Annotated in this window: 20 protein-coding genes; 10 read left to right on the top strand and 10 right to left on the bottom strand. The window is 32.0% G+C overall.

Annotated elements, in window-relative coordinates:
• Positions 1–84: 84 nt before the first annotated feature.
• From ACW5YJ_RS06195 to groES, 3 genes are all read right to left on the bottom strand, one after another.
• The gene (locus tag ACW5YJ_RS06195; protein WP_017723442.1) at positions 85–552 is read right to left on the bottom strand and encodes a DinB family protein; all 468 of its coding nucleotides are present in this window, start codon (positions 550–552) and stop codon (positions 85–87) included.
• Positions 553–881: 329 nt separating this feature from the next.
• Complete coding sequence (groL, locus tag ACW5YJ_RS06190; protein WP_017723441.1) at positions 882–2,504, bottom strand: chaperonin GroEL; 1,623 nt, start codon at positions 2,502–2,504, stop codon at positions 882–884.
• 65 nt (positions 2,505–2,569) lie between these two features.
• On the bottom strand, positions 2,570–2,857 hold the full coding sequence (gene groES / locus ACW5YJ_RS06185; protein WP_017723440.1) for a co-chaperone GroES: 288 nt from the start codon (positions 2,855–2,857) through the stop codon (positions 2,570–2,572).
• A gap of 178 nt (positions 2,858–3,035) precedes the next feature.
• On the opposite strand from groES, the gene mroQ reads away from it, so the two are divergent.
• Positions 3,036–3,779 carry an intramembrane glutamic endopeptidase MroQ gene (gene mroQ, locus ACW5YJ_RS06180; RefSeq protein ID WP_017723439.1) on the top strand — a complete coding sequence of 248 codons (744 nt, stop codon included), beginning with the start codon at positions 3,036–3,038 and terminating at the stop codon, positions 3,777–3,779.
• Between the two features lie 78 nt (positions 3,780–3,857).
• Here mroQ and ACW5YJ_RS06175 read toward each other — a convergent pair whose 3' ends face one another.
• Positions 3,858–6,653, bottom strand: coding sequence for an SdrH family protein (locus ACW5YJ_RS06175; RefSeq protein ID WP_457338589.1), 2,796 nt, complete (start codon positions 6,651–6,653; stop codon positions 3,858–3,860).
• 194 nt (positions 6,654–6,847) lie between these two features.
• Between ACW5YJ_RS06175 and ACW5YJ_RS06170 the strand changes: the two genes are divergently transcribed.
• The 6 genes from ACW5YJ_RS06170 to agrA all read left to right on the top strand — a co-directional run bounded on the left by ACW5YJ_RS06170 (position 6,848) and on the right by agrA (position 12,157).
• Complete coding sequence (locus ACW5YJ_RS06170) at positions 6,848–7,477, top strand: nitroreductase family protein (protein ID WP_457338588.1); 630 nt, start codon at positions 6,848–6,850, stop codon at positions 7,475–7,477.
• Between the two features lie 364 nt (positions 7,478–7,841).
• The gene (locus tag ACW5YJ_RS06165) at positions 7,842–8,627 is read left to right on the top strand and encodes a carbon-nitrogen family hydrolase (protein ID WP_017723437.1); all 786 of its coding nucleotides are present in this window, start codon (positions 7,842–7,844) and stop codon (positions 8,625–8,627) included.
• A 766-nt stretch (positions 8,628–9,393) separates the two neighbouring features.
• On the top strand, positions 9,394–9,963 hold the full coding sequence (locus tag ACW5YJ_RS06160) for an accessory gene regulator AgrB (RefSeq protein WP_457338587.1): 570 nt from the start codon (positions 9,394–9,396) through the stop codon (positions 9,961–9,963).
• A 2-nt stretch (positions 9,964–9,965) separates the two neighbouring features.
• Positions 9,966–10,103, top strand: coding sequence for a cyclic lactone autoinducer peptide AgrD (gene agrD, locus ACW5YJ_RS06155; protein ID WP_069795725.1), 138 nt, complete (start codon positions 9,966–9,968; stop codon positions 10,101–10,103).
• A gap of 29 nt (positions 10,104–10,132) precedes the next feature.
• Positions 10,133–11,428 carry a quorum-sensing sensor histidine kinase AgrC gene (gene agrC, locus ACW5YJ_RS06150; RefSeq protein WP_457338586.1) on the top strand — a complete coding sequence of 432 codons (1,296 nt, stop codon included), beginning with the start codon at positions 10,133–10,135 and terminating at the stop codon, positions 11,426–11,428.
• Between the two features lie 12 nt (positions 11,429–11,440).
• Complete coding sequence (agrA, locus tag ACW5YJ_RS06145) at positions 11,441–12,157, top strand: quorum-sensing response regulator AgrA (protein WP_017723432.1); 717 nt, start codon at positions 11,441–11,443, stop codon at positions 12,155–12,157.
• Positions 12,158–12,192: 35 nt separating this feature from the next.
• Here agrA and ACW5YJ_RS06140 read toward each other — a convergent pair whose 3' ends face one another.
• The 3 genes from ACW5YJ_RS06140 to ACW5YJ_RS06130 all read right to left on the bottom strand — a co-directional run bounded on the left by ACW5YJ_RS06140 (position 12,193) and on the right by ACW5YJ_RS06130 (position 15,686).
• Positions 12,193–13,158, bottom strand: coding sequence for a carbohydrate kinase family protein (locus ACW5YJ_RS06140; protein WP_135092816.1), 966 nt, complete (start codon positions 13,156–13,158; stop codon positions 12,193–12,195).
• On the bottom strand, positions 13,155–14,639 hold the full coding sequence (locus ACW5YJ_RS06135) for a sucrose-6-phosphate hydrolase (protein WP_457338585.1): 1,485 nt from the start codon (positions 14,637–14,639) through the stop codon (positions 13,155–13,157). Before ACW5YJ_RS06135 ends, ACW5YJ_RS06140 begins: the two co-directional genes overlap by 4 nt.
• 84 nt (positions 14,640–14,723) lie before the next feature.
• Positions 14,724–15,686, bottom strand: a complete 963-nt coding sequence (locus tag ACW5YJ_RS06130; RefSeq protein ID WP_457338584.1) for a LacI family DNA-binding transcriptional regulator — start codon at positions 15,684–15,686, stop codon at positions 14,724–14,726.
• 195 nt (positions 15,687–15,881) lie between these two features.
• On the opposite strand from ACW5YJ_RS06130, the gene ACW5YJ_RS06125 reads away from it, so the two are divergent.
• Complete coding sequence (locus ACW5YJ_RS06125) at positions 15,882–16,067, top strand: hypothetical protein (RefSeq protein WP_017723428.1); 186 nt, start codon at positions 15,882–15,884, stop codon at positions 16,065–16,067.
• 388 nt (positions 16,068–16,455) lie between these two features.
• On the opposite strand, the gene ACW5YJ_RS06120 is transcribed toward ACW5YJ_RS06125, so the two are convergent.
• From ACW5YJ_RS06120 to ACW5YJ_RS06110, 3 genes are all read right to left on the bottom strand, one after another.
• Complete coding sequence (locus ACW5YJ_RS06120) at positions 16,456–16,680, bottom strand: sulfurtransferase TusA family protein (RefSeq protein ID WP_017723427.1); 225 nt, start codon at positions 16,678–16,680, stop codon at positions 16,456–16,458.
• A gap of 21 nt (positions 16,681–16,701) precedes the next feature.
• A complete protein-coding gene (locus ACW5YJ_RS06115; RefSeq protein WP_457338583.1) occupies positions 16,702–17,790 on the bottom strand; it encodes a YeeE/YedE family protein in 1,089 nt (362 codons plus the stop codon).
• Between the two features lie 217 nt (positions 17,791–18,007).
• A complete protein-coding gene (locus tag ACW5YJ_RS06110) occupies positions 18,008–18,649 on the bottom strand; it encodes a redox-sensing transcriptional repressor Rex (protein ID WP_017723425.1) in 642 nt (213 codons plus the stop codon).
• 151 nt (positions 18,650–18,800) lie between these two features.
• Here ACW5YJ_RS06110 and abc-f point away from each other — a divergent pair, with 151 nt between their 5' ends.
• Positions 18,801–20,729, top strand: coding sequence for a ribosomal protection-like ABC-F family protein (gene abc-f / locus ACW5YJ_RS06105; protein ID WP_457338617.1), 1,929 nt, complete (start codon positions 18,801–18,803; stop codon positions 20,727–20,729).
• Between the two features lie 366 nt (positions 20,730–21,095).
• The gene (locus ACW5YJ_RS06100; protein ID WP_107551650.1) at positions 21,096–22,697 is read left to right on the top strand and encodes a MutS-related protein; all 1,602 of its coding nucleotides are present in this window, start codon (positions 21,096–21,098) and stop codon (positions 22,695–22,697) included.
• Positions 22,698–22,746: the final 49 nt, after the last annotated feature.

Raw genomic sequence — 22,746 nt, 5'->3', positions numbered from 1 at the left:
TCATCCAGCTCGAACAAGATCAACGATGTATTAAAATAGCCCAAAACATCTTTTTATGTTATGAGCTTATTAAATTCGTTATATCTATTGATGTTGTTTAAGTATACGTGACATTTCTTCAATTTTACCAGCATGTAGTGGAATATGAATTGCATTGAGTACTAATAATTCATTTAGTGTACTGCAACCAGCAATAGTTTCTGTCAATTCTTGTTCTAACTGTTCATCAGTTAAGCTTCTCGCACGGTCTGGTAATGTTTTTAAATGTTCAAATATTTCATCAACGGTAGGAATATCTTCATCTCCCCACTTTTCTGGTGAAGAACCATATCCAAATAAACTTGTATATTTAGCAATATCTACTTCGTTTTGTTCACATAATGATAATGCACTTTCAAATATCGTAAGTACATGTCCATATTGCCAATGAATTGTATTTGGAAAGGCAGCAATCTTATCATCTAATACCTGTTCGTTACTCCAATTATCGTATCCTGATATTAAATAGTTAATACCTAAATCGATAACTTCATAAACTGTTGGTTTTGTCATAATTAAACTTCCTTTCGTCTTTCAAAAATTTAAGTACACTTAAAATCATGTATAAGAACCGCTTCTAATTATACTTACATACTTTACCCTAAACTATAATTAAATATTCACATAATAAAATGCTTTATAAAATCAAACTGATTTTTCAAAATTTATGTACTTAAAAATAAAATTCCTATCTCTTCATTATAGTAAGTTAATACTAGTACAAAGACTAAGGCTGAGACAATTAAAAATTTGTCCCAGCCTCTATAGATTTTACTACATATAATTTATTAATGTTATCAAAAGAAGTCCCATGCAATTTAATTAAATATCTATATTGAACTTTACATCATGCCTGGCATTCCGCCCATACCTGCTTGAGCGTCGTTACTACTTTCTTCTGGAATATTAGCAACCACTGCTTCTGTAGTAAGGAACATTGCAGCAACACTTGCAGCATGTTGTAGTGATGAGCGTGTTACTTTAGTAGGGTCAACAATACCAGCTTCTAACATGTTTACCCATTCATTCGTAGCCGCATTGAAACCAACGCCTACGTCTGCATTTTTAAGTCTTTCAACTATAATTGAACCTTCTAAACCAGCATTTTCAGCAATTTGGCGTACCGGTGCTTCTAAAGCTTTCAATACAATATTAATACCAGTTGCTATATCGCCTTCAGCTTCAATTTTAGAAACTTTATCGTAAATATTCATGAAGGCAGTTCCTCCACCAGCTACGATACCTTCTTCAACAGCAGCTCTTGTAGAGTTTAACGCATCTTCAATACGTAATTTACGTTCTTTCAATTCTGTTTCGCTTGCTGCACCAACTTTAATTACAGCTACTCCACCTGCTAATTTAGCTAAACGCTCTTGTAGTTTTTCTTTATCGAACTCAGAATCTGTTTCTTCAATTTGAGCTTTAATTTGGCTTACACGTGCATCAATATTATTTTGATCTCCATCACCATCAACAATAGTTGTATTGTCTTTTGTAATTTCAGCTTTATTTGATGTACCTAACATATCAATTGTAGCGTCTTTAATATCTAATCCTAAATCATCTGTAATTACTTGTGCGCCTGTTAAAATCGCTAAGTCTTCTAACATTGCTTTACGACGATCACCGAAACCAGGAGCTTTAACAGCAACAGCAGTAAATGTACCACGCATACGATTTAATACTATATTTGTTAATGCGTCACCTTCCACATCGTCAGCTACGATTAAGATTGGACGGTTTGATTGAACAACCTGTTCTAATAGCGGTAAAATGTCTTGGAATGATGAAATCTTTTTATCAGTTATTAAAATATAAGGTTTTTCAAGTTCTGCAACCATTTTATCTGAATCTGTTACCATGTATGGTGATTGATAACCACGATCAAATTGCATACCTTCTACAACTTCTAATTCTGTGTTAAAACCACTGGATTCTTCAATGGTAATAACGCCGTCGTTACCAACTTTTTCCATAGCTTCAGAAATATATTTACCGATTTCTTCATCAGCAGCAGAAATTGAACCAACTTGAGCAATTTCATTTTTATTATCTACATTTTGAGAAATATCATGTAATGCATCAATAGCTACTTCTACAGCTTTATCAATACCTTGACGTAAACCTACTGGATTTGCACCACTAGTAACATTCTTCAATCCTTCTTGTATCATAGCTTGTGCTAAAACAGTCGCAGTTGTTGTTCCGTCACCAGCAATTTCATTTGTTTTGTTAGCTACTTCTTGAACTAATTTTGCACCCATGTTTTCATAAGGATCTTCTAACTCAATTTCTTTAGCAATTGTCACACCATCATTTGTGATAAGCGGTGATGTATATTCTTTATCCAATACTACATTACGCCCTTTTGGTCCAATTGTAACTTTAACGGCATTAGCTAATTTATCTACACCTCTTAACATAGATTGACGTGCGTCTTCAGAGAATTTTAAATCTTTCGCCATATTACTTATACCTCCATGATGTTTTATTGATTTATTTGAAATTATCAGAATTTATTTATGATTTTTTATGCTTCAATAATAGCTAAAATATCTTCTTCATTTACGATTAAATAAGTTTCGTCTCCACGTTTTACTTCTGTTCCAGCGAATTGTTGGAATACTACATTATCGCCTTCATTTACTTCAGGAGCAACTCGAGTACCATCTTCTAAAATACGCCCTGCACCTACTGCAATTACCGTACCTTCGTTGGATTTCTCTTTCGCGCTATCAGTTAATACAATACCGCTCTTTGTTGTTTGCTCTTGTTCTGATTTTTGAATAATTACTCGGTTACCTAATGGCTTTAACATTGATTGTTCCTCCTTAAAAAGAATAAAATTTTTTAGCACTTAAAGTGAATGAGTGCTAATGTACTTCTATAATAATCAAAGTTGGTCAATATTTCAAGTTAAAACTATTCAGCTAAATTTTGTATAAAACACTATTTTACGATAAAATAAGGTATCATTTAATTTTTGGAGGTTCATTATGTCTCGTTTATGGGTGTCCATATTGACATTGGTTATATATGGCCTAGCACAATTTGGTGTAATCATTTTACAATTGTCTGGTCTATTTAATAACTATAGTGGCAAAGAACTTGTCTTTGCGCAAATTTATACACAAGTTATATTATTTATTATTGCATCTTTCATAATTATTATAATTAATCATTTTATCGCTAACCCTACTTCTTTAGAACAGCAACCCAAAGAAAAGAAAAGATACGCTATTGGATGGGCGCTTGTTGGTTATTTTGTAGTAATGATTTATCAAATTATTGCTAATATGATTAATATCTATTTATTAGGCGCACCTCAATCTAGTCCAAACACAGAGAGACTGATGAAAGTAGCTCAAGAAATTCCTATATTCATTATATTAATTTCAGTAGTTGGTCCTATTTTAGAAGAATTTGTTTTTAGAAAAGTGATTTTCGGTGAAATTTATAATATAATTCAAGCGAATAAAACTATTAGATTTTTAATTGCAGGGATTGTGAGTTCAATTATTTTTAGTGCTGCCCATTCAGACCCTTCCTTTTTTATCATTTACTTTGGTATGGGTATGATTTTCTCAGCATTATATGTTTATACTAAACGAATTTGGGTTCCTATTTTAGTACATATTATGCAAAATGGTTTTGTAGTTATAATTCAAGTATTAGTAGGACCAGAAAAAATAAAAGAAATACAGGAATCTGCTTCATTTATTTTCAACTTTTTATTTTAACCATTATCAAACATTAAAGGGAAGAAGCTATGACATCATTTTATGTCATAGCTTCTTCCCTTTTTTATGTTTTGATTATTATTTGTTATCTTTTTTATTTCTTCTATTGACGAAATATCCTAAGACCATACCAATAAAGATAATTATCATTGCTGTGATTAAAGCAAATAGTGTACGTTCAAATTTAACATCAATTTCATTTTTAGATTGTCCATTTGTAGTATGTGTCAATTCATCCTCACTACTTGAATGATATTCGTATTTACCTGATGATTGTTGTCTTTTAGGGTTTTTTAAATCTGGCATTGAGCCAATTTCACCTGTAATCAATGCTAATACTTGGTTATCTAAATTTTTATAATAATCACTAGATTTTAAAACATTAAAATATTGGAATTTAAAATAATTTGTGCCTTTTTGTAATTCATTTAAAAATGCATTATCTGCAAAGGTTTGGCGCCTTAAAATCGACGAAATCTCTCTATCAGTTACTGTTTTAGCACTAGAACTCAGCTGCTTAACCTGATTAACTACAAAAGGATTATATTTAAACGAACCAGTAGACATTTGATCAAATCTATTTATTAATTGTTTTTCGTTCGATTGAGGTTTTTCGCTTTTGGCTAAATCACCATAACTCACTGAAGCTCCACCACTTGCAAACTCATGATGACTAGAACTTCCATATTGATGCTCATTTTTATTATCATTATTGTAATTAATCGCATTGTTAGTAGTATTTGAATCATTATTATCGGTGTTAGAGCCTGAACTTAGAGTTCCATTTGAACCTCCTTGACCATTAGGTTTAGAAGGTCTTGTATTATCTACTTCAGGATTATTGGGGATGTTTGAACCACCATGACTACCGTCATTGGGGTTATTTGTATTATCTTCGTCATGAGGAGGGTCTGGGTCTTCTGAACCTCCACTACTTGGATTGTCGGGATTTGGCTGATTGTCTCCTCCATCTCCATTACCTGGCTTATCCGGATTTGGTTGATTATCTCCAGTGTCCCCATTATCCGGATTATCTGGATTTGGTTGATTATCTCCTCCGTCTCCATTATCTGGATTATCTGGATTTGGTTGATTGTCTCCTCCATCTCCATTATCTGGATTATCCGGATTTGGTTGATTGTCTCCTCCGTCTCCATTATCTGGCTTATCCGGATTTGGTTGATTATCTCCAGTGTCCCCATTATCCGGGTTATCTGGATTTGGTTGATTGTCTCCAGTGTCTCCATTATCTGGCTTACCTGGATTTGGTTGGTTGTCTCCTCCATCCCCATTATCTGGATTATCTGGATTTGGTTGGTTGTCTCCTCCGTCTCCATTATCTGGATTATCCGGATTTGGTTGATTATCTCCTCCGTCTCCATTATCTGGATTATCCGGATTTGGTTGATTGTCTCCAGTGTCCCCATTATCTGGATTATCCGGATTTGGTTGATTGTCTCCTCCGTCTCCATTATCTGGCTTATCCGGATTTGGTTGATTATCTCCAGTGTCCCCATTATCCGGGTTATCTGGATTTGGTTGATTGTCTCCAGTGTCCCCATTATCCGGATTATCTGGATTTGGTTGATTATCTCCTCCGTCTCCATTATCTGGATTATCTGGATTTGGTTGATTGTCTCCTCCATCTCCATTATCTGGATTATCCGGATTTGGTTGATTGTCTCCTCCGTCTCCATTATCTGGCTTATCCGGATTTGGTTGATTATCTCCAGTGTCCCCATTATCCGGGTTATCTGGATTTGGTTGATTGTCTCCAGTGTCTCCATTATCTGGCTTACCTGGATTTGGTTGGTTGTCTCCTCCATCCCCATTATCTGGATTATCTGGATTTGGTTGGTTGTCTCCTCCGTCTCCATTATCTGGATTATCCGGATTTGGTTGATTATCTCCTCCGTCTCCATTATCTGGATTATCCGGATTTGGTTGATTGTCTCCAGTGTCCCCATTATCTGGATTATCCGGATTTGGTTGATTGTCTCCTCCGTCTCCATTATCTGGCTTATCCGGATTTGGTTGATTATCTCCAGTGTCCCCATTATCCGGGTTATCTGGATTTGGTTGATTGTCTCCAGTGTCCCCATTATCCGGATTATCTGGATTTGGTTGATTATCTCCTCCGTCTCCATTATCTGGATTATCTGGATTTGGTTGATTGTCTCCTCCATCTCCATTATCTGGCTTATCCGGATTTGGTTGATTGTCTCCTCCATCTCCATTATCTGGCTTATCCGGATTTGGTTGGTTGTCTCCAGTGTCTCCATTATCTGGGTTGTCCGGATTTGGTTGATTATCTCCAGTGTCCCCATTATCTGGGCTGTCAGGGGTCGGAGTATTATCTCCATCATCCCCATTATTTGGTTCAGCTGAGGTTTGTTGATTGTCTGTGTTGTCTTCAGTACTTTGCTTATCTGTATTCGATTGATTTTGTTCAGTTAAATTACTATTATCTTCTAGTCTTTCAGAATTACTTAATGCATTATTGTTGGGATTTTGATTATCAGAAGTATTTTGCATTTCTTCATTATTTTGAACTGTTTCAGTTGAAACAATGTCACTACTTTGATCTGATTGAGCCTGATTAAGTACTTCAGATTGCGGCGTTTCACCTGAGCTGTTATCAATTCCTAGATTAGTTGTATCATCGCTTTGTATTGTATTCCCTGCTCTTGAACTATCTGTATGATTTTTAGGATCAGAATGAATTGGCTTTTTATTTGATTGGTTTGGGGTTTCGTTTGTTAGTTTTTCATTAAGTTGTTGTTCAGCAGCGTGAGTTTGGCTAGAAATAAATGTTGTGCTTAAAGCTATAGCAAAGCTGGACATCACAAGTTTATGCGAAAAATACCATTTCATAGATTCACCTCCAAAATTCATATTTTTTACATTCATATATAGTATATAAGAAAAAGACCTATTTTTCATCAAAACCAATTTATTGAAAACAAATATTAATCCTTTTGAAAATTTATGTAAAATCCTATTTACAAACTATGGTATAATTATTATACTTACTATATAAAATAAATTGATATAAAGGAGCATTCACAATGGGATTATTTAGTAAAAAAGACTCAACATTGGAAACTTTTCAAAATGCAATAGAAACGAGACGTACTATTTATAGTTTAGATCAAGAGATTTCAATCTCTGATAGCGAAGTAGAAGATATTATCGAGCATGCTATTAAACATGTTCCATCATCATTTAACTCACAATCCACACGTATTGTATTACTTTTAAATGATAGCCATAACAAATTCTGGGATATCGCTAAACAAGAACTTAAAAACGCTATGGGCGAAGACCGTGATTTCCAAGCAACTTCTGACAAAGTAGATAACTTCAAACATTCTCATGGTACAATTCTTTACTTTGAAGACCAAGATGTTATCGAAGGGTTACAAAATCAAATGCCTAACTATGCAGAAAATTTTGCCATCTGGTCTAGCCAAACAAATGCAATGCACCAATTTGCAATTTGGACAGCTTTAAGTACTGTAGGTGTTGGTGCTTCATTACAGCATTACAATCCACTTGTTGATGTTGCCGTTTCTGAAGCTTTTGAAATACCTAAAACATGGAAGCTTGTAGCGCAAATGCCTTTCGGTAATGTTCGTGATGAGGCTGGAGAGAAAGAATTCCATGATATAAGCAAACGCTTTTTAGTTAGAAAATAATTACTTTTACTTACTTCATTAGTATTTAATTGAGAAATAAGAGGTCGAGCATATAAATGCTTCGACCTCTTTTAATATCAAATGATTTAACTCAATAAATTTAAGGAAATGAAATTTATATCTTATTTCCACCAAAACTAATAAGTTCAATTTTACGCACATAAATAACATGCTTATAAACTCCATTTCATTCTCCAACTTAATTCTAAATAAAAAAAAACAAATATCTTCACTAGTTACTACAACTATTTTCCACCGCAGTTTATTCCTTTCTAAAGTTATTAATCTAAAACAGCTACTAATTTTGAATTATCAGAATATTTTTAGTATATTGATGCTAACAATAATTTAAGGGGCGATAAAAATGAATATAGAAATTTTTCAATTTAAAATCGAACCGGCAAATGTTTCATTAAATGAAGAAAACATCGTTAATTGGTTTTCTAAATTTGTAACCCCAGAAACTGATGTCGTTGTATTACCAGAAATGTGGAATAATGGATATGCTTTACCTCAGCTAAAAGAACTAGCTGACAATCAACTATCACGTAGCTTTGAGTTTATATCAAAGCTTGCGATTCAATATGATGTTGATATAATTGCAGGCTCTGTTTCAAATGCTATGAAAGATGATGTGTATAATACTGCATTTGCAGTTTCAAAAAATGGCTATTTAATCAATAGTTATGACAAAGTTCATTTAGTTCCTATGTTAAACGAGCCTACGTTCTTAACTGCTGGTAACGCTGTACCTGAAGCATTTAATTTAACTAATGGCATTAAAGCCACGCAAATTATTTGCTATGATTTACGTTTCCCTGAATTATTACGCTACCCTGCTCGAAAAGATGCAGAAATAGCTTTTTATGTAGCACAATGGCCTCAAGCAAGGGTGAGTCATTGGATAGCACTCTTAAAAGCACGTGCTATTGAAAATGACATGTTTGTAATAGGATGTAATGCATGTGGGGACGATGGACAAACAGAATATGCTGGTCATTCTATCGTAATTAATCCAAATGGTGAAATAATTGCGCAATTAGAAGGTAAGCCGGATCACATTTCATGTAATATCGACTTAGATGAAGTTACTACTCAAAGAGAAAACATTCCAGTTTTCAAAAATCTTCGCCCTCATTTATATAAATAAATAACAAAATAAAAACCGTGAGCTTGGGAGGGACTCACGGTTTTTGTAACTTATTATTAAGGGAATGTTTTTTACAGTTATTTCTCTATCTATTTTTGGGGATGTTATTAATTATGAAAAAATTTAGTGAATTTACCGATTAAAATGATAAATTGAATGATGTTTACGATAGCTTACATGTTAATACTTTAAATCGCCTCTGTTGTAGGCAATGTTAAAAATGATATTTGAATTGAGACTGGGAATGTTCTACGAATTCAAATTCGGGATTGCTTAATAAAATTAAGCGCGTTGTGTACCTGAAAGTATTATTTTACGAAATCACTAATCATTGCTGAGAAATGGTTTGTCACTACATCAGCCTCCTCTTGCTTGTAATCAATTAATTGAAAAACGAGAACTTAACTTGTAACTATAACAACTATACGAAGAAAGTACAGTTACAATATCAGTGTGTTAATCAGACTCCTGCTCAAAAGTCTAATCAACGTTATCATTCAAACAAAAATTCAAACAAAATTTTGATTAAATGATTTGTAAAATGTAATCACTTCTTTGTGATACAAGTACATTTAACCATGATTTTTTAAATTAATGTTAAAAATTCCCTAACTCGTTAGTTTTTATTCCTAAATGTAAGCATAAATATGATAAAATTAGTCAGATAAATATTTTAAACAGTTAGGAATTGAAAATATACAGTTAAGCAATAAGACGCATAAAATTTAATTAAAATTGTATAATACGAGTAAGGAGAGAAAAGCCAATGAGTAAATTAATTGATACTAAAATAGACAACTTTGCTAAAAGTCTTCAACTACGCAACAATTTAGACCATATTGAATATTTAAAAATGCGTTTAGGTATGCAAGTTGTCGTTAGTAATATTCTAAAAACAATTGTTATTTACGGGGTTTCAATCCTTTGTCATCTTTTTTTATACACACTAACTGTACATTTATCGTTTTTTTTAATTAGACATTTTGCACATGGAGCACATGCCAAAAATTCTTTTGCTTGTTATTTAGAAAGTCTATTTTATTTTGTTTTACTTCCTTGGATTATCGGGTATATGGAAGTGTCGTCTTTAATAATGTATCCATTAGCTATAATTAGTTTATTAATACTTATAAAATACGCACCATCTGCTACTAAAAAGCAACCAATTCCACAACGTCTTAGAGGAGGCAAGAAAATAAAAACAATTATTGTAACTATAGTTTTATTGGTAATTTCTCTATTTTTAAACGAACCCTATCAACAACTTATGTTACTAGGGATTATTATTATTTCTATCTTGCAATTCCCAATACTTTTCCCTAAGGAGGATAATTAATCATGAATATTTTTGAATCTATCTTAAATTTTATCGCTAAATTCTTTGCTGTTATTGGAGCTATTTCTGGAATGAAACCTTGTAGTGGTTTTGTAGATGAGCCAGAAGTGCCAAAAGAATTAACAAATCTTTATGAATAAAAGTTTCTAATGTAGAAAGTGTGTATAAAATGGAAGTTTTAAATTCAGTTTTTTTATCATTATTACAAGCTATAATACTATTCTTTAATATTAAGCTTATAAATGGTATGAATTATACTAAAAGGGATTATATTTCGATTGCTGGGATTATAATCCCTTCTACTATTTTATTTATCTATTTTGATACTAAAGTAGTATTTTTCCTATTTTTCACTAGTATCATATTTATGTATATTAGGAGAAAATTTATTGGTATAGTATCTGTGCTAATTTGCTTTTTTATTTTATATATGGCAAATTTCACAAGTGTTTGGATTACTACTTTAATTGTAGATATAATAACAGTAAAATATGCTTTTTCTATTATTTTTATAGTTACATTTACAATTGCTTCTTTAGTTTATGCATATATAGCAAGATTTTTCATTAATCAATTATCATTTTCATATTTATCATTAAATAAAATCTACCTAACACTAGTGAGCCTATTTTTATTAATAATTTTAGGTTTAATTTACTTTTATTTACCTAATAGAATTATATCTTTTGGAGATGCAAAATTTCTGTCAATTATATATGCAGTTGTTATTATTACCACTGCTATTCTTATCATTACAATTTCTTTTAGTATTATTCGCCAAATTCAATATAAGCGAAATATGCAGGAAATCGAAAATTATTATAAATATACGTTACAGATTGAAAAAATCAATAATGAAATGCGTAAATTCAGACATGATTATGTCAATATACTTTCTACCCTCTCTGACTTTATCAGAGAAGAAGATATGGAAGGTCTAAGAGATTACTTTCATTCTGAAATATTACCCATGCAAGATAGTATGCAAATGAATGCAATTAAAATCAATGGTATTGAAAACTTGCATGTTCGTGAAATTAAAGGTTTGTTAACTACTAAAATACTTCAAGCTCAAGAAAAAAATATTCGCATCAGCATCGAGGTCCCAGAACCAATCGAAAAAATCGGTATGCCTATTATAAATTTAAGTAGAGTAATCGGTATATTACTTGATAATGCAATTGAAGCTTCTGAAAAAATCACTGAAGAACCACTTATTCGTATCGCTTTTATTAAAAATGAAGACACATCCGTGACATTTATCGTTATGAATAAGTGTGAACCAGATATGCCAAAAGTACATACTCTTTTCCAAGAAAACTTTTCTACTAAAGGAAAAAACCGTGGACTTGGATTATCCACATTAAAAGAATTGACTGATTCAACAACAAATGTTTTATTAGATACAACTATTGATAACAACTACTTTATTCAAAAAGTGGAAATCTTAAATTCTGATTCATAAGGATGTGTTACTATGAAAATATTCATTTGCGAAGATGATGAAAGACAACGTGAACATATGGTCTCAATTATAAATAACTATATTATGATTGAAGAAAAACCAATGGAAATTGAAGTCGCAACAGCTGATCCTTATGACATTTTAGAACGCTCAAAGAACATTAATGATATAGGATGTTACTTTTTAGATATTCAACTAGATGCTGACATCAATGGTATCAAGCTTGCAAGTGAAATACGCAAACATGATCCGGTTGGTAATATTATTTTTGTTACAAGTCATAGTGAACTGACATACTTAACATTTGTCTACAAGGTTGCAGCAATGGATTTCATTTTCAAAGATGATCCAGACGAATTAAAATCAAGAGTGATTGATTGCTTAGAAACATCTGAATCACGATTAAAACTACTTTCAAAAGAAAGTAGTGTTGAAACAATAGAATTAAAACGTGGTAGCAATTCTATTTATGTACAATATGACGATGTAATGTTCTTCGAATCATCTAGTAAATCCCATCGTTTAATTGCACATCTCGATAATCGTCAAATCGAATTCTATGGAAACCTAAAAGAAATTGATCAGTTAGATAAACGTTTCTTTAGATGTCATAATAGTTTCGTAGTAAATAGACACAATATCGAGTCCATCGACTCTAAATCACGCGTAGTTTATTTTAAAAACAATGAACATTGTTATGCATCTGTAAGAAATGTTAAAAAGATATAATACATAAAAAGCTGAGCATGTAATTAAATACATGCTCAGCTTTTTATTGCTTTATTCACTTCTTCTAAAGTTGGAATACTTGATATCGCTCCGTATTTAGTAGTAACCTTTGCAGCTACGTAATTACTAAATTCAAGTATCCTTTCACCTTCACTTTTCAATACTGTTATCACGTCTGTACTTTCAGAAATTAATAATTTGCTAATTAAGGCACCTATAAATGCATCACCTGCACCTGTAGTATCAATGGCTTTAACTTTAAATCCTTGTTGAGAAATTTCAATCCCGTCTTTAAAATATATGACTGCGCCATCAGCGCCTTTCGTATAAATCACTGCATTTACATTTCCTTGGAACAACCATTGTATAGCTTGTTTTTCGTCTGCAATTCCAGTTACAAATTCCAATTCTTCATCAGATATTTTGACGATATGTGCTGATGGAATAAATTCATGGATTGCTGACTTACAATCCGCTTCATTTTCCCATAATGGTAATCTCACATTAGGATCAAACACAATTGTTCCCCCTGCATTTGTCACTTTTTCAATCAATTTCTTATGTGCATATTTCATAGGACTTTCCACTAAATCAACTGAACAGAAATGCAACATATCATTTTCAGTTACATTGATAGTACTTACTGCATCTATACTGTACAACATGTCAGCAGATGGTTTCCTATAAAATGAAAAGTCTCTTTCACCGTCTTTAGTTAAACTCACAAATGCTAAGGCGGTATTGGCTTCATCAGTGCGACTCACATAATGGGTACCTACACCTATATTCTCTAACGTTTCCACAATTAAATCACCAAATGCATCTTGTCCTAATTGTGTGACCATTTCAGCATTGCCACCCAGTTTTGTTGCTGTACAAGCCACATTACATGGTGCTCCCCCGACTTGTCGAGTAAACTTATCTACATCTTTTAATTTAGAATCTGTAGTATTCGGTATAAAATCAATTAAAGCCTCTCCAATTGCTAGTAGACGTTTCATATAGTGTCACCTTTCAAATCATATTTTGTAAATTTTAAATAGGCTTGGCCTGATTCAGTAGATGTTTTAATGCCTGTTGCGTTTTCATCAGTAAATATTCTTGTCGTCATCACACGTTCACCGTCATTACAGAAAATTTCAACACTAGAAGTATCTACAAATAATTGTAGTTTTGATAACGGAGTATCTAAATAAGTACTCCTCGTTGTTCCTTCAACAGGTTCTGGTAATGGACCACTTTCACTACGGTCTAATGTTAATTTTTGTTCTCTCTTATTGTACGTAATTAGTGTAGATTCAGTCTTAGATGTTCGTACTTCAAAGTATACTTCTGTCGCCTCATTTTCCAAAATATCAATGATTAATTCAAACTGTTTACCTTCATATGGATGTAATTGTCTAGTGAATTTATTAGCATAACCTAGTGCCGTTTCTTCATTTGTGCGAAGTTTTTCAAGTGCTTTTATTGGACGCTGCTTTAAATTGCCTGACTCAATTGTTAATACACGTGGGATAGTTAAACAATGCGCCCAACCATCGGCATCTGAAGGATAGTTGATTTCTGGTAAACCCATCCATCCAATTAGTATGCGTTGTCCATTTTCATCTAAGAATGTCTGAGGAGCATAAAAATCAAAACCATAATCTAATTCATGAAAATCACCATGGTTCATAGTTAAATTATTAATGTCATACTGGCCCATAATATATCCAGATTGATAAATATTCTTAAAACGCTCCCCTTCTGAATCTATACCTTGAGGACAAAATAGTAACATATCATAACCATTTAAATTAAAGTAATCTGGACACTCCCACATATAACCAAAATCATCTAGATTCGTTTGTATCTCTCCTTGAAACTCCCAGTTTACGATATCTGTTGAACGATATTGCAGAATTCTCCCTTGTTTTTTAATATTTTGTGCAGCTATCATTGCGTAATAAATTCCATCTTGAACATGTACCTTAGGATCTCTAAAATGTTGAGTATATCCAAAGGGCGGTTCTGATATCACCGCTTTAGGAAATTTATTTATCGATCCATCTTTAGCCATTTTTGCTATATGTTGTGTAGAAATTCTATTCCAATCACTATCACGGTGGTTTGCTGTATACATATAATATAAATGATCATGATATTCAAATGCACTGCCACTATACACACCATGACTATCGTCTTTTGTATTAGGTTTAATCGTTGGACCAATAGCTTCAAAATCCACAAGATCCTTACTTTGATATGTATACCAATATTTCAGTCCATGTACAGGTCCTAAAGGAAACCATTGATGAGATACATAATAATTCCCCTTAAAATAGATAAGCCCATTAGGATCATTTAACAATCCTATTTGGGGTTGTATATGAAAAGTTTGTCTATATTCTGACTGTTTAACTTGTTCAATTAATGATTCAATCGTTTGTTGATCAATATCTTCATATCTTTGATAACGTTGTTCTTTTGTCCACTCCGTCATGGTGCGTATCCTCCTATTTAAAAAATAACCTCATTTAAATGGTACCGGTTCCATAATATACTTTTTCATCATACCATTTTTCTTTTAATTTTTAAATGATTGTTCAACATCAATAATAATGCGCTGTTCAATTTCTTGATGTTGTATCATCTGATTTAGTTTGTCCATAGCTACACTACCTGCAAATTCAAAATTGTAATTTATGGTATGGATAGAGGGAGACACAATATCAGTTACTGGATCTCCACCAAATCCAACAATATACTTTTCATGCTTATGTGGCGTGTGTTCTGAATTATATTTATGTATGGCTAAGGCAATTGAATCCGTAGCCCCAACAATTGCATCATAATGAGGGCAATCTTGCAACGCTTCTACAACATCGATCATCGCCTCTTGATAATTAAATGATGTTAGTGAAATATGAGGTTGTATATCGTGTAATTCTAAACCCGCAATCAGACCTTCTTTACGTTGAACACCTACAGCAATATCACTTTCTGTCACACCAAAGAATTTAATATGTTTATAACCTTTTTGACCTAACATATCACCAACCAAGTATCCAGCTTGATAATCATTATGAATGATGCAATGTAAATCATTATGTGCTTGACCAACGATAATCACAGGAACATTTATTTTATTAATAACTTCTAAATGTTTATCTGTGATCTCTGTTGCCATAAAGACAATACCATCTACCTTACTTCTATTAAACGTTTCAAGGGCATCAATTTCTAATTGAGTATTAAGATTTGTATAATTTAGAAGCAAACTATAATTCAATTGATCACAAATCATTTTGACTCCTTTAATTGTTTCATCAACAGCAAAAGAGTTCATTCTAGGTATAATTGCCCCTATCATATTAGTTCTACGCGCACGTAAACTTTGTGCAAATTGATTAGGCTGATAGTCATTTTCGCGAATGACTTTATCTAATCTTTGTTTTGTTTTTAAACTTACCGATCCATTATTTAAGTATCTCGACACTGTGCTTTTTGAAACGCCAGCAATCTTAGCTATATCAGCAATGTTCTTCATATTTTCTCACTCTCATTAATTAGCTATTATAAACAATACTTATTTTATCATAATGCAATCGCTTTAAATACTATTTAAATCTACGTTTATAGAAAGGTTAAAACTTACTAATAGTATCTCTAAATAAGTGATATATAAATTGAGATTTTAATATGATATAGTTGTGGAAATAACAACCTTAAGGAGCGATATACCATGAATAAAGGTAAATTGTACACCTTTATAATATTAAGTATTTGTATAATAGTTATTGTTGTTTCTTTGTCATTTTTACTTAAAAATGGTAGTTACTCAGCAATTTTTTCAGCCTTTATCCCTATAATGATATTAATTATTTACTTTATCTTTAAAGCTAAAGGCACTAATAAAGATAAAGATTAAGAATGTTTATTGGTTATATAGTTATTCAGTTTAATGTAGGCAAAACATGACAAAAACTGTAAGGCTAAATTTATTAAATTTATTTTTACTCATTGTTTTAATATTAGCGTTAAATACTAATACCTTTGAATCTTTTTCTATTTATTTGGTCATTGTTCTACCGATAATAATTTTAATAATTGGAATCTATGCATCAATTACAAATATTAAAAAAACAAAATTTTGACTACAAAATATATAATAAATTCAAATAATAAAAAGACTTAAAATAAAAATGATCGAACTCAGAGCATAGCTATGAATTCAATCATTTTTATTTTAATTATTATGTTGTCTAATTGACTAAGTGAAGTTCACTTGCAGTCTCAATCTCAACTATTACTATTAATTAAGCTTTTTGAATTGTGATTGTCCATGATGCATCATCTAATTGTTCATAATTAGTAACTGGATAGCCTTGCTCAGCTGCCCAATTTGGTAAAGCTTCAGTTGCTTGAGTACAATCAAAATCTATTTTTAATTCATCACCATTATCTAACGTATTCATTTTCTTTTGTGCTTCTATTAACGGGAATGGACAAACCATTCCAACTGTACCTAACTCGTGTACCATAATTTGTGCCTCCTATATTAATTATATTGTTTGCGTTTGTGATGTTACAGTTTCGTTAGAAGTTTGCTTCTGCGCTTTTTTCATAGGTCTGATAAACACAAAATAACTCATTGTCCAAGCTCCTAAAATCATTGAAGCAAGCGCAATCCAACCTTTCCATGACATCGTTGCTGTTTCTACTAGTCCATTACCTATTGAACAACCACCTGCTACTGAAGCGCCAAATCCCATAAGCACGCCGCCAATAATACTATTACGAATAGTTTTTGTATCTGGCAATCTCCATTTAAACTCTCTTGCCCCTTTAGCCGCAATATAAGATCCTAGGAATATCCCAAGAACTAAGAAAACACCCCAGTCTAATAATTTCAAATCACCAGTTACAAAAAACTGTACTAGATTAGCGGATGGTGTTGTAATACCTAGTCCATACATTCTTCCTGTCGACTCACTTACAGGCCATGCAATTAAAGCAATGAGCCCTACTGCAATAGCAGCAACAAATGGGTGGTATTTCTTTTCAAATAAATAATGCCGCAAACCTGTGAATTTCTGTTTTAATTTAGGAACAGCAAATTTAGGTTTCGGTTTGCGTAAAGTTTTGACTACAAAAAACACTGTGATAAATGTAAGTATTGCTACCCAAACCCATGTCGGTATCCCTGTAGTTTGTGATATGCTTGTATTAACATTTGTAGGCTTATTTAAACCATCCATTAATGGTAATAATAATCCATATTTCGTAGCTGCCGAAGTAAATGCATAGGCGATGAGTGCCATCCAACTGCCTATTAAACCTTCACCTGCTCTATACCATGTACCGGTTGCACATCCGCCAGCTAATATAATACCTAAACCAAATATAAATGAACCTATTACTGTTCCAATAATAGGATAAGTTGACTCAGGTATTTGTACTAAACCAGTAGAAGTCAAAATGAGCAATCCTATACTTTGAACTGTAATTGCTATAAGTAATGCATAAAACATTTTGTTACTCTTTTGAATATACATATCTCTAAATCCACCAGCCAGACAAAACCGTGTTCTTTGCATAACAAAGCCTAAAAGACTTCCCACAATAATGCCGCTGATTATTAACCAAGTCATATTAATAACCTCTTTTCCGATAAAATCAATAAGATTAATAATATTAGAAATCGTATAAAATTTCAACCTTGCAACTCATAAATTTTTAATTTTCTACTAACTTATATAGTAACAGTATTTCCAAATTAAAATTAAACACCCATAAAAAAAATAGTTTTTTATAAACACAGCACACTGAGTGTATTACTGTATCTATAAAAAACTAACTAATCATTTTTTATTTATTGCTATAATTTTTCATAAAAAATAATAGCGATTGTAATTCAATACCTAAATCAATATGATGAACTTGAACGTCTGATGGAGTTAGCACACGACTTGGTGTAAAGTTAAGTATCCCTTTAACACCTGAATCTACTAATACATCAGCTACGTTTTGAGCTGCTTCTTCAGGCGTAGTCAATATCACTACATCTATATCTTCTTGTGTTAATATTTCCTTTATTTTATCAAATGGACTTACTGTCACTTTACCTATTTGTGTCCCAATAACCTCTTCACGAATATCGAATGCTTCAGTTATAGTCATTTCATCATGTATTGAAAAGTTATATGTTAATAATGCTTTACCTAAGTTCCCTACACCTACAATTGCAATTTTAATCTCGTCATTTTCGCTAATTTCATTTTTAAAAAAATGTAATAAGCTATCAATATTATAGCCATAGCCTTTCTTGCCTAACTCGCCAAAATAAGAAAAATCTCTTCGAATCGTCGCAGAATCAATATTTAAGCCCTCGCTGATGGCTTTAGAATTAACTCTATCAATGCCTTTAGATTTTAATGTATTGACGAATCTATAATATAACGGTAAACGTTTCAATGTGGCACGAGGAATCTTTTCGCTTTGATTAGCCAAGATTATTTCCCCCTATTTCATTATCTGTTATTCATTAATCTTATAATCACTACAACATTATACATGACTGAATAATAAAAATAAACAATGATAGTTTTAACAACACGCTGAATACTGTAGAATGATAATGAATAGAGAGGTGCAAAATCAGATGATATTATTACAACTCAATGATTTAACTAAATCATTCGACGGCGAAGATATTTTTAATAATGTGGATTTTGAAGTTAAAACTGGTGAACGCATTGGTATTGTAGGTCGTAATGGCGCCGGAAAATCTACATTAATGAAAATAATTGCTGGTGTTGAAGATTATGATAGTGGTCATATTTCTAAGAGTAAAAATTTGAAACTTGGTTATTTAACACAGCAAATGACATTAAATACAGATCAAACTGTATTTGAAGAAATGTCTAAGCCGTTTGAGGCAATGAAAAATTTAGAACAAGAAATGAAATTGGAAACAGATTGGTTAGCACAACATGCGAATGAGTATGATACTGAGGCATATAAATCTCATATCGATCGCTATGAAGCGTTATCCAATCAATTTGAACAACAAGATGGCTATCAATATGAAAGCAAAATTAAAACAGTCTTACACGGATTGAATTTTAGTGAAGCGGATTTCGACCGACCTATCAACGACTTTAGCGGTGGTCAAAAAACAAGATTATCTTTGGCACAAATGTTACTAAGCGAACCTGATTTATTACTTTTAGACGAACCCACCAACCATTTAGATATGGAAACGACCCAATGGTTAGAAAGTTATTTAAATTACTTTAAAGGTGCCATCGTAATTATTAGTCATGATAGATATTTCTTAGATAAAATTGTGACTCAAATTTATGACGTTGCACTCGGTGATGTTCAACATTATGTAGGCAATTATGCTCAGTTTATTAATCAAAGAGATAAATATTATGAAAAACGTATGCAAGAATATGAGAATCAACAAGCTGAAATTAAACGATTAGAGACTTTTGTCGATAAAAATATTGCCCGCGCTTCAACTACAGGTATGGCTAAGAGCCGTAGGAAAATGTTGGAAAAGATTGAACGCATAAATAAACCTATGATTGATGCTAAAAGTGCCAACATTCAATTTGAATTTGATCGTAATACTGGTAATGATGTCTTCCATATAAAAAATTTAGAAATCGGCTATGAGTCTCCGGTTACTAAAGGAATCACTTTTGAAGTAACAAAAGGAGATCATATTGCAATTATCGGACCTAATGGCATTGGGAAATCAACTTTAATAAAAACCATTGCCAATATACAAAATGCATTAAATGGGACAATCACTACCGGTGCCAACTTAAAAATTGGTTATTATGATCAAAAGCAAGCCGAATTTAAATCAAATAAAACAATACTTGATTACTTATGGGACCAATACCCTACTATGAATGAAAAAGACATTCGCGCTGTTTTAGGTCGTTTTCTATTTGTACAAGAAGACGTTAAAAAAATAATTAACGATCTATCGGGTGGAGAGAAAGCACGTTTACAGCTTGCTTTATTAATGCTTGAGCGAAACAATGTACTCATTTTAGATGAACCTACAAACCATTTAGATATAGATTCAAAAGAAATGTTAGAACAAGCTTTAGCAAACTTTAAAGGCACAATCCTATTTGTATCTCATGATCGTTATTTTATTAATGAATTAGCCAATAAAGTTTACGATTTAGATTCTGAGGGTGGCACAATGTATCTAGGAAATTATCAATATTACATTGAAAAAACTGAGGAAAAAGCAGCATTAAAAGCAAAAGAAGAATTAGAAAATCCAACAGTAGATGATACGGTTATCAAACAAAATGACTCATATATTGATCAAAAACAACAAAAACGTGAACAACGTCAAATCGAACGTCAAATTGAAACATGTGAATTAAATATAGAAACCTATGAAGAAGAAATAAATGATATTAATCATCAACTTACCTTGCCAGACGTATACTCTGATCCTGAAAAAGCAAATTCCTTAGCAATTTCAAAATCAGAAATCGAACAAAAACTAGAACAAGTCATGGCCGAATGGGCAGAATTACAAGAAAAGTTAATATAAATCCTTATTCAAAACAAAAGTTAAAGTAGAATTTTCTACTTTAACTTTTTTTCTTAGCATGAACTACACAATAACTATTCACATTATTCACCCCATAACAAAGGCTATCCACAAAGTTATCCTAGTTATCCACAAGTAAAAAGTAATCTTTTTTTGCGTATAAAATTCAGATAATAGCTTATATCCACATATTTTACCCAAACTTATCCACAACTTGTGCACTATTTGTTGATAAGTACGCATGTTCTCTATTGACATTAGATTATTTTGTCTTATGTAATATATTATCTCAGTTTGTTAAATTTTAGCGATAATGTCATAATTATCTCATAGCTATTTACATATTAATAAAGGGAGTAATACAACATGCCAACAATTTTTTGGTTCTTCATAGCTTTTCTTTTATTGGGTACTGCATTGATGATTATCTCACCCATTGTCGCCAACAAAAAACTTATGCACGATATCAAACCTTTATGGGCTAATAAACGTCCTTTAGAAAACTTTATTAGACCGAATCATACTTATCGTTATCAATTTGATACATATAAACACAAATTTAACAGTGCAACATTGACAGATGAAAAAACGTGGTCAGATTTAAATCTTGATAGCGTATTTCATAATATGAATTTTAACTTTACAGCTATTGGTGAAATGAGACTTTTTGCAACTTTAAAAAATATGTTTCAAGTAACAGACGCTAAACTTCTTTATAATTTTACAACTAACATAGATTTCAGAAATGAAATATCACTGTATTTAGCGCAAATCGGAAAAGCAATCTACCCTACTTTTCCAGATCAAATCTCATCGATTAAGCGCAATAACTTTTTTATGCTTTGTACTTACTTACCATTAATTTTTATAATTCTATCCATTTTCACACCTAGTATTGGCATAACTTTAACTATTTTTTCCGCAATTTTTAATATGATGTTAAGTGGCTTCTTAAAAAAGACCTATGAACAAGATTTAAATTCAATGTTCTACACGTCAACGGTTATTAAAAAAGCTTATGCCATCCAACAACACGAACTTGCGCCTAATTTAGATGTTGACTTTAAACATTTTATTACTGCACGCAAATTTAGTGGATTGTTAGGTCGTGTGAACTCAAACGACGAAACATCCGTGTTTTCGTTATTATTCAAATTAATCTTTATGGTGGATTACCATCTATTTCATTTAATTCAAAACAGTTTTAAAAAGTATGAAGATGAAGTAATGGCGTGTTATGAATACATCGCTAATATTGATAATCACTACGCCGTTGCTTTATGGAGAGAAACTCTAGATCATTATACAGTTCCTCAGGTTATAGAAAAAGATGTTATTCATTTTGAACAATTAACACATCCATTGATTAATGATGCAGTACCAAACAATTTAGCAATAGACAATCATATCTTACTAACTGGTTCAAATGCATCGGGTAAGTCCACATTTATGAAAGCTGTTGCACTAAACATCGTATTATCACAAACAGTTAACACTGCTACAGCTGAAGAATTTAGGTATAAACCCGGTATGGTTTATACTTCAATGGTAAACCAAGATGATATCTTAACAGGTGATAGTTATTTCATGACTGAAATCAAATCTATTAAACGTCTATTTGATATCACTACAACTGAAAAAGTTTATTGTTTTATTGATGAAATTTTTAAAGGTACAAATACAACTGAGCGTATTGCTGCATCAGAGTCTGTTCTAAGTTATCTTGATCAACTTAAAGGCTATACTGTCATTGCCGCTACGCATGATATTGAACTCTCTTCTTTATTAGACAATATATATTCAAACTATCATTTTAACGAGTCTATAACTGAGGATAATATTTCCTTCGACTTTAAGATTAAGCAAGGTAAAGCTGACACCCGAAATGCGATAGAATTACTTAGGATTATGGCATTTCCAAAGAAAATTTATAATCGAGCAAAGTCAACAGCAAACCGTAATACTTAATTTAAAATTGTTTTTTCGTTTCATTTGATATTGCTTATAACTACAAATA

Source organism: Staphylococcus sp. mip270_02 (assembly GCF_054031535.1).
The sequence above is the reverse complement of the archived record's forward strand: the minus strand, read 5'-3'. Positions and strand labels throughout refer to the sequence as shown.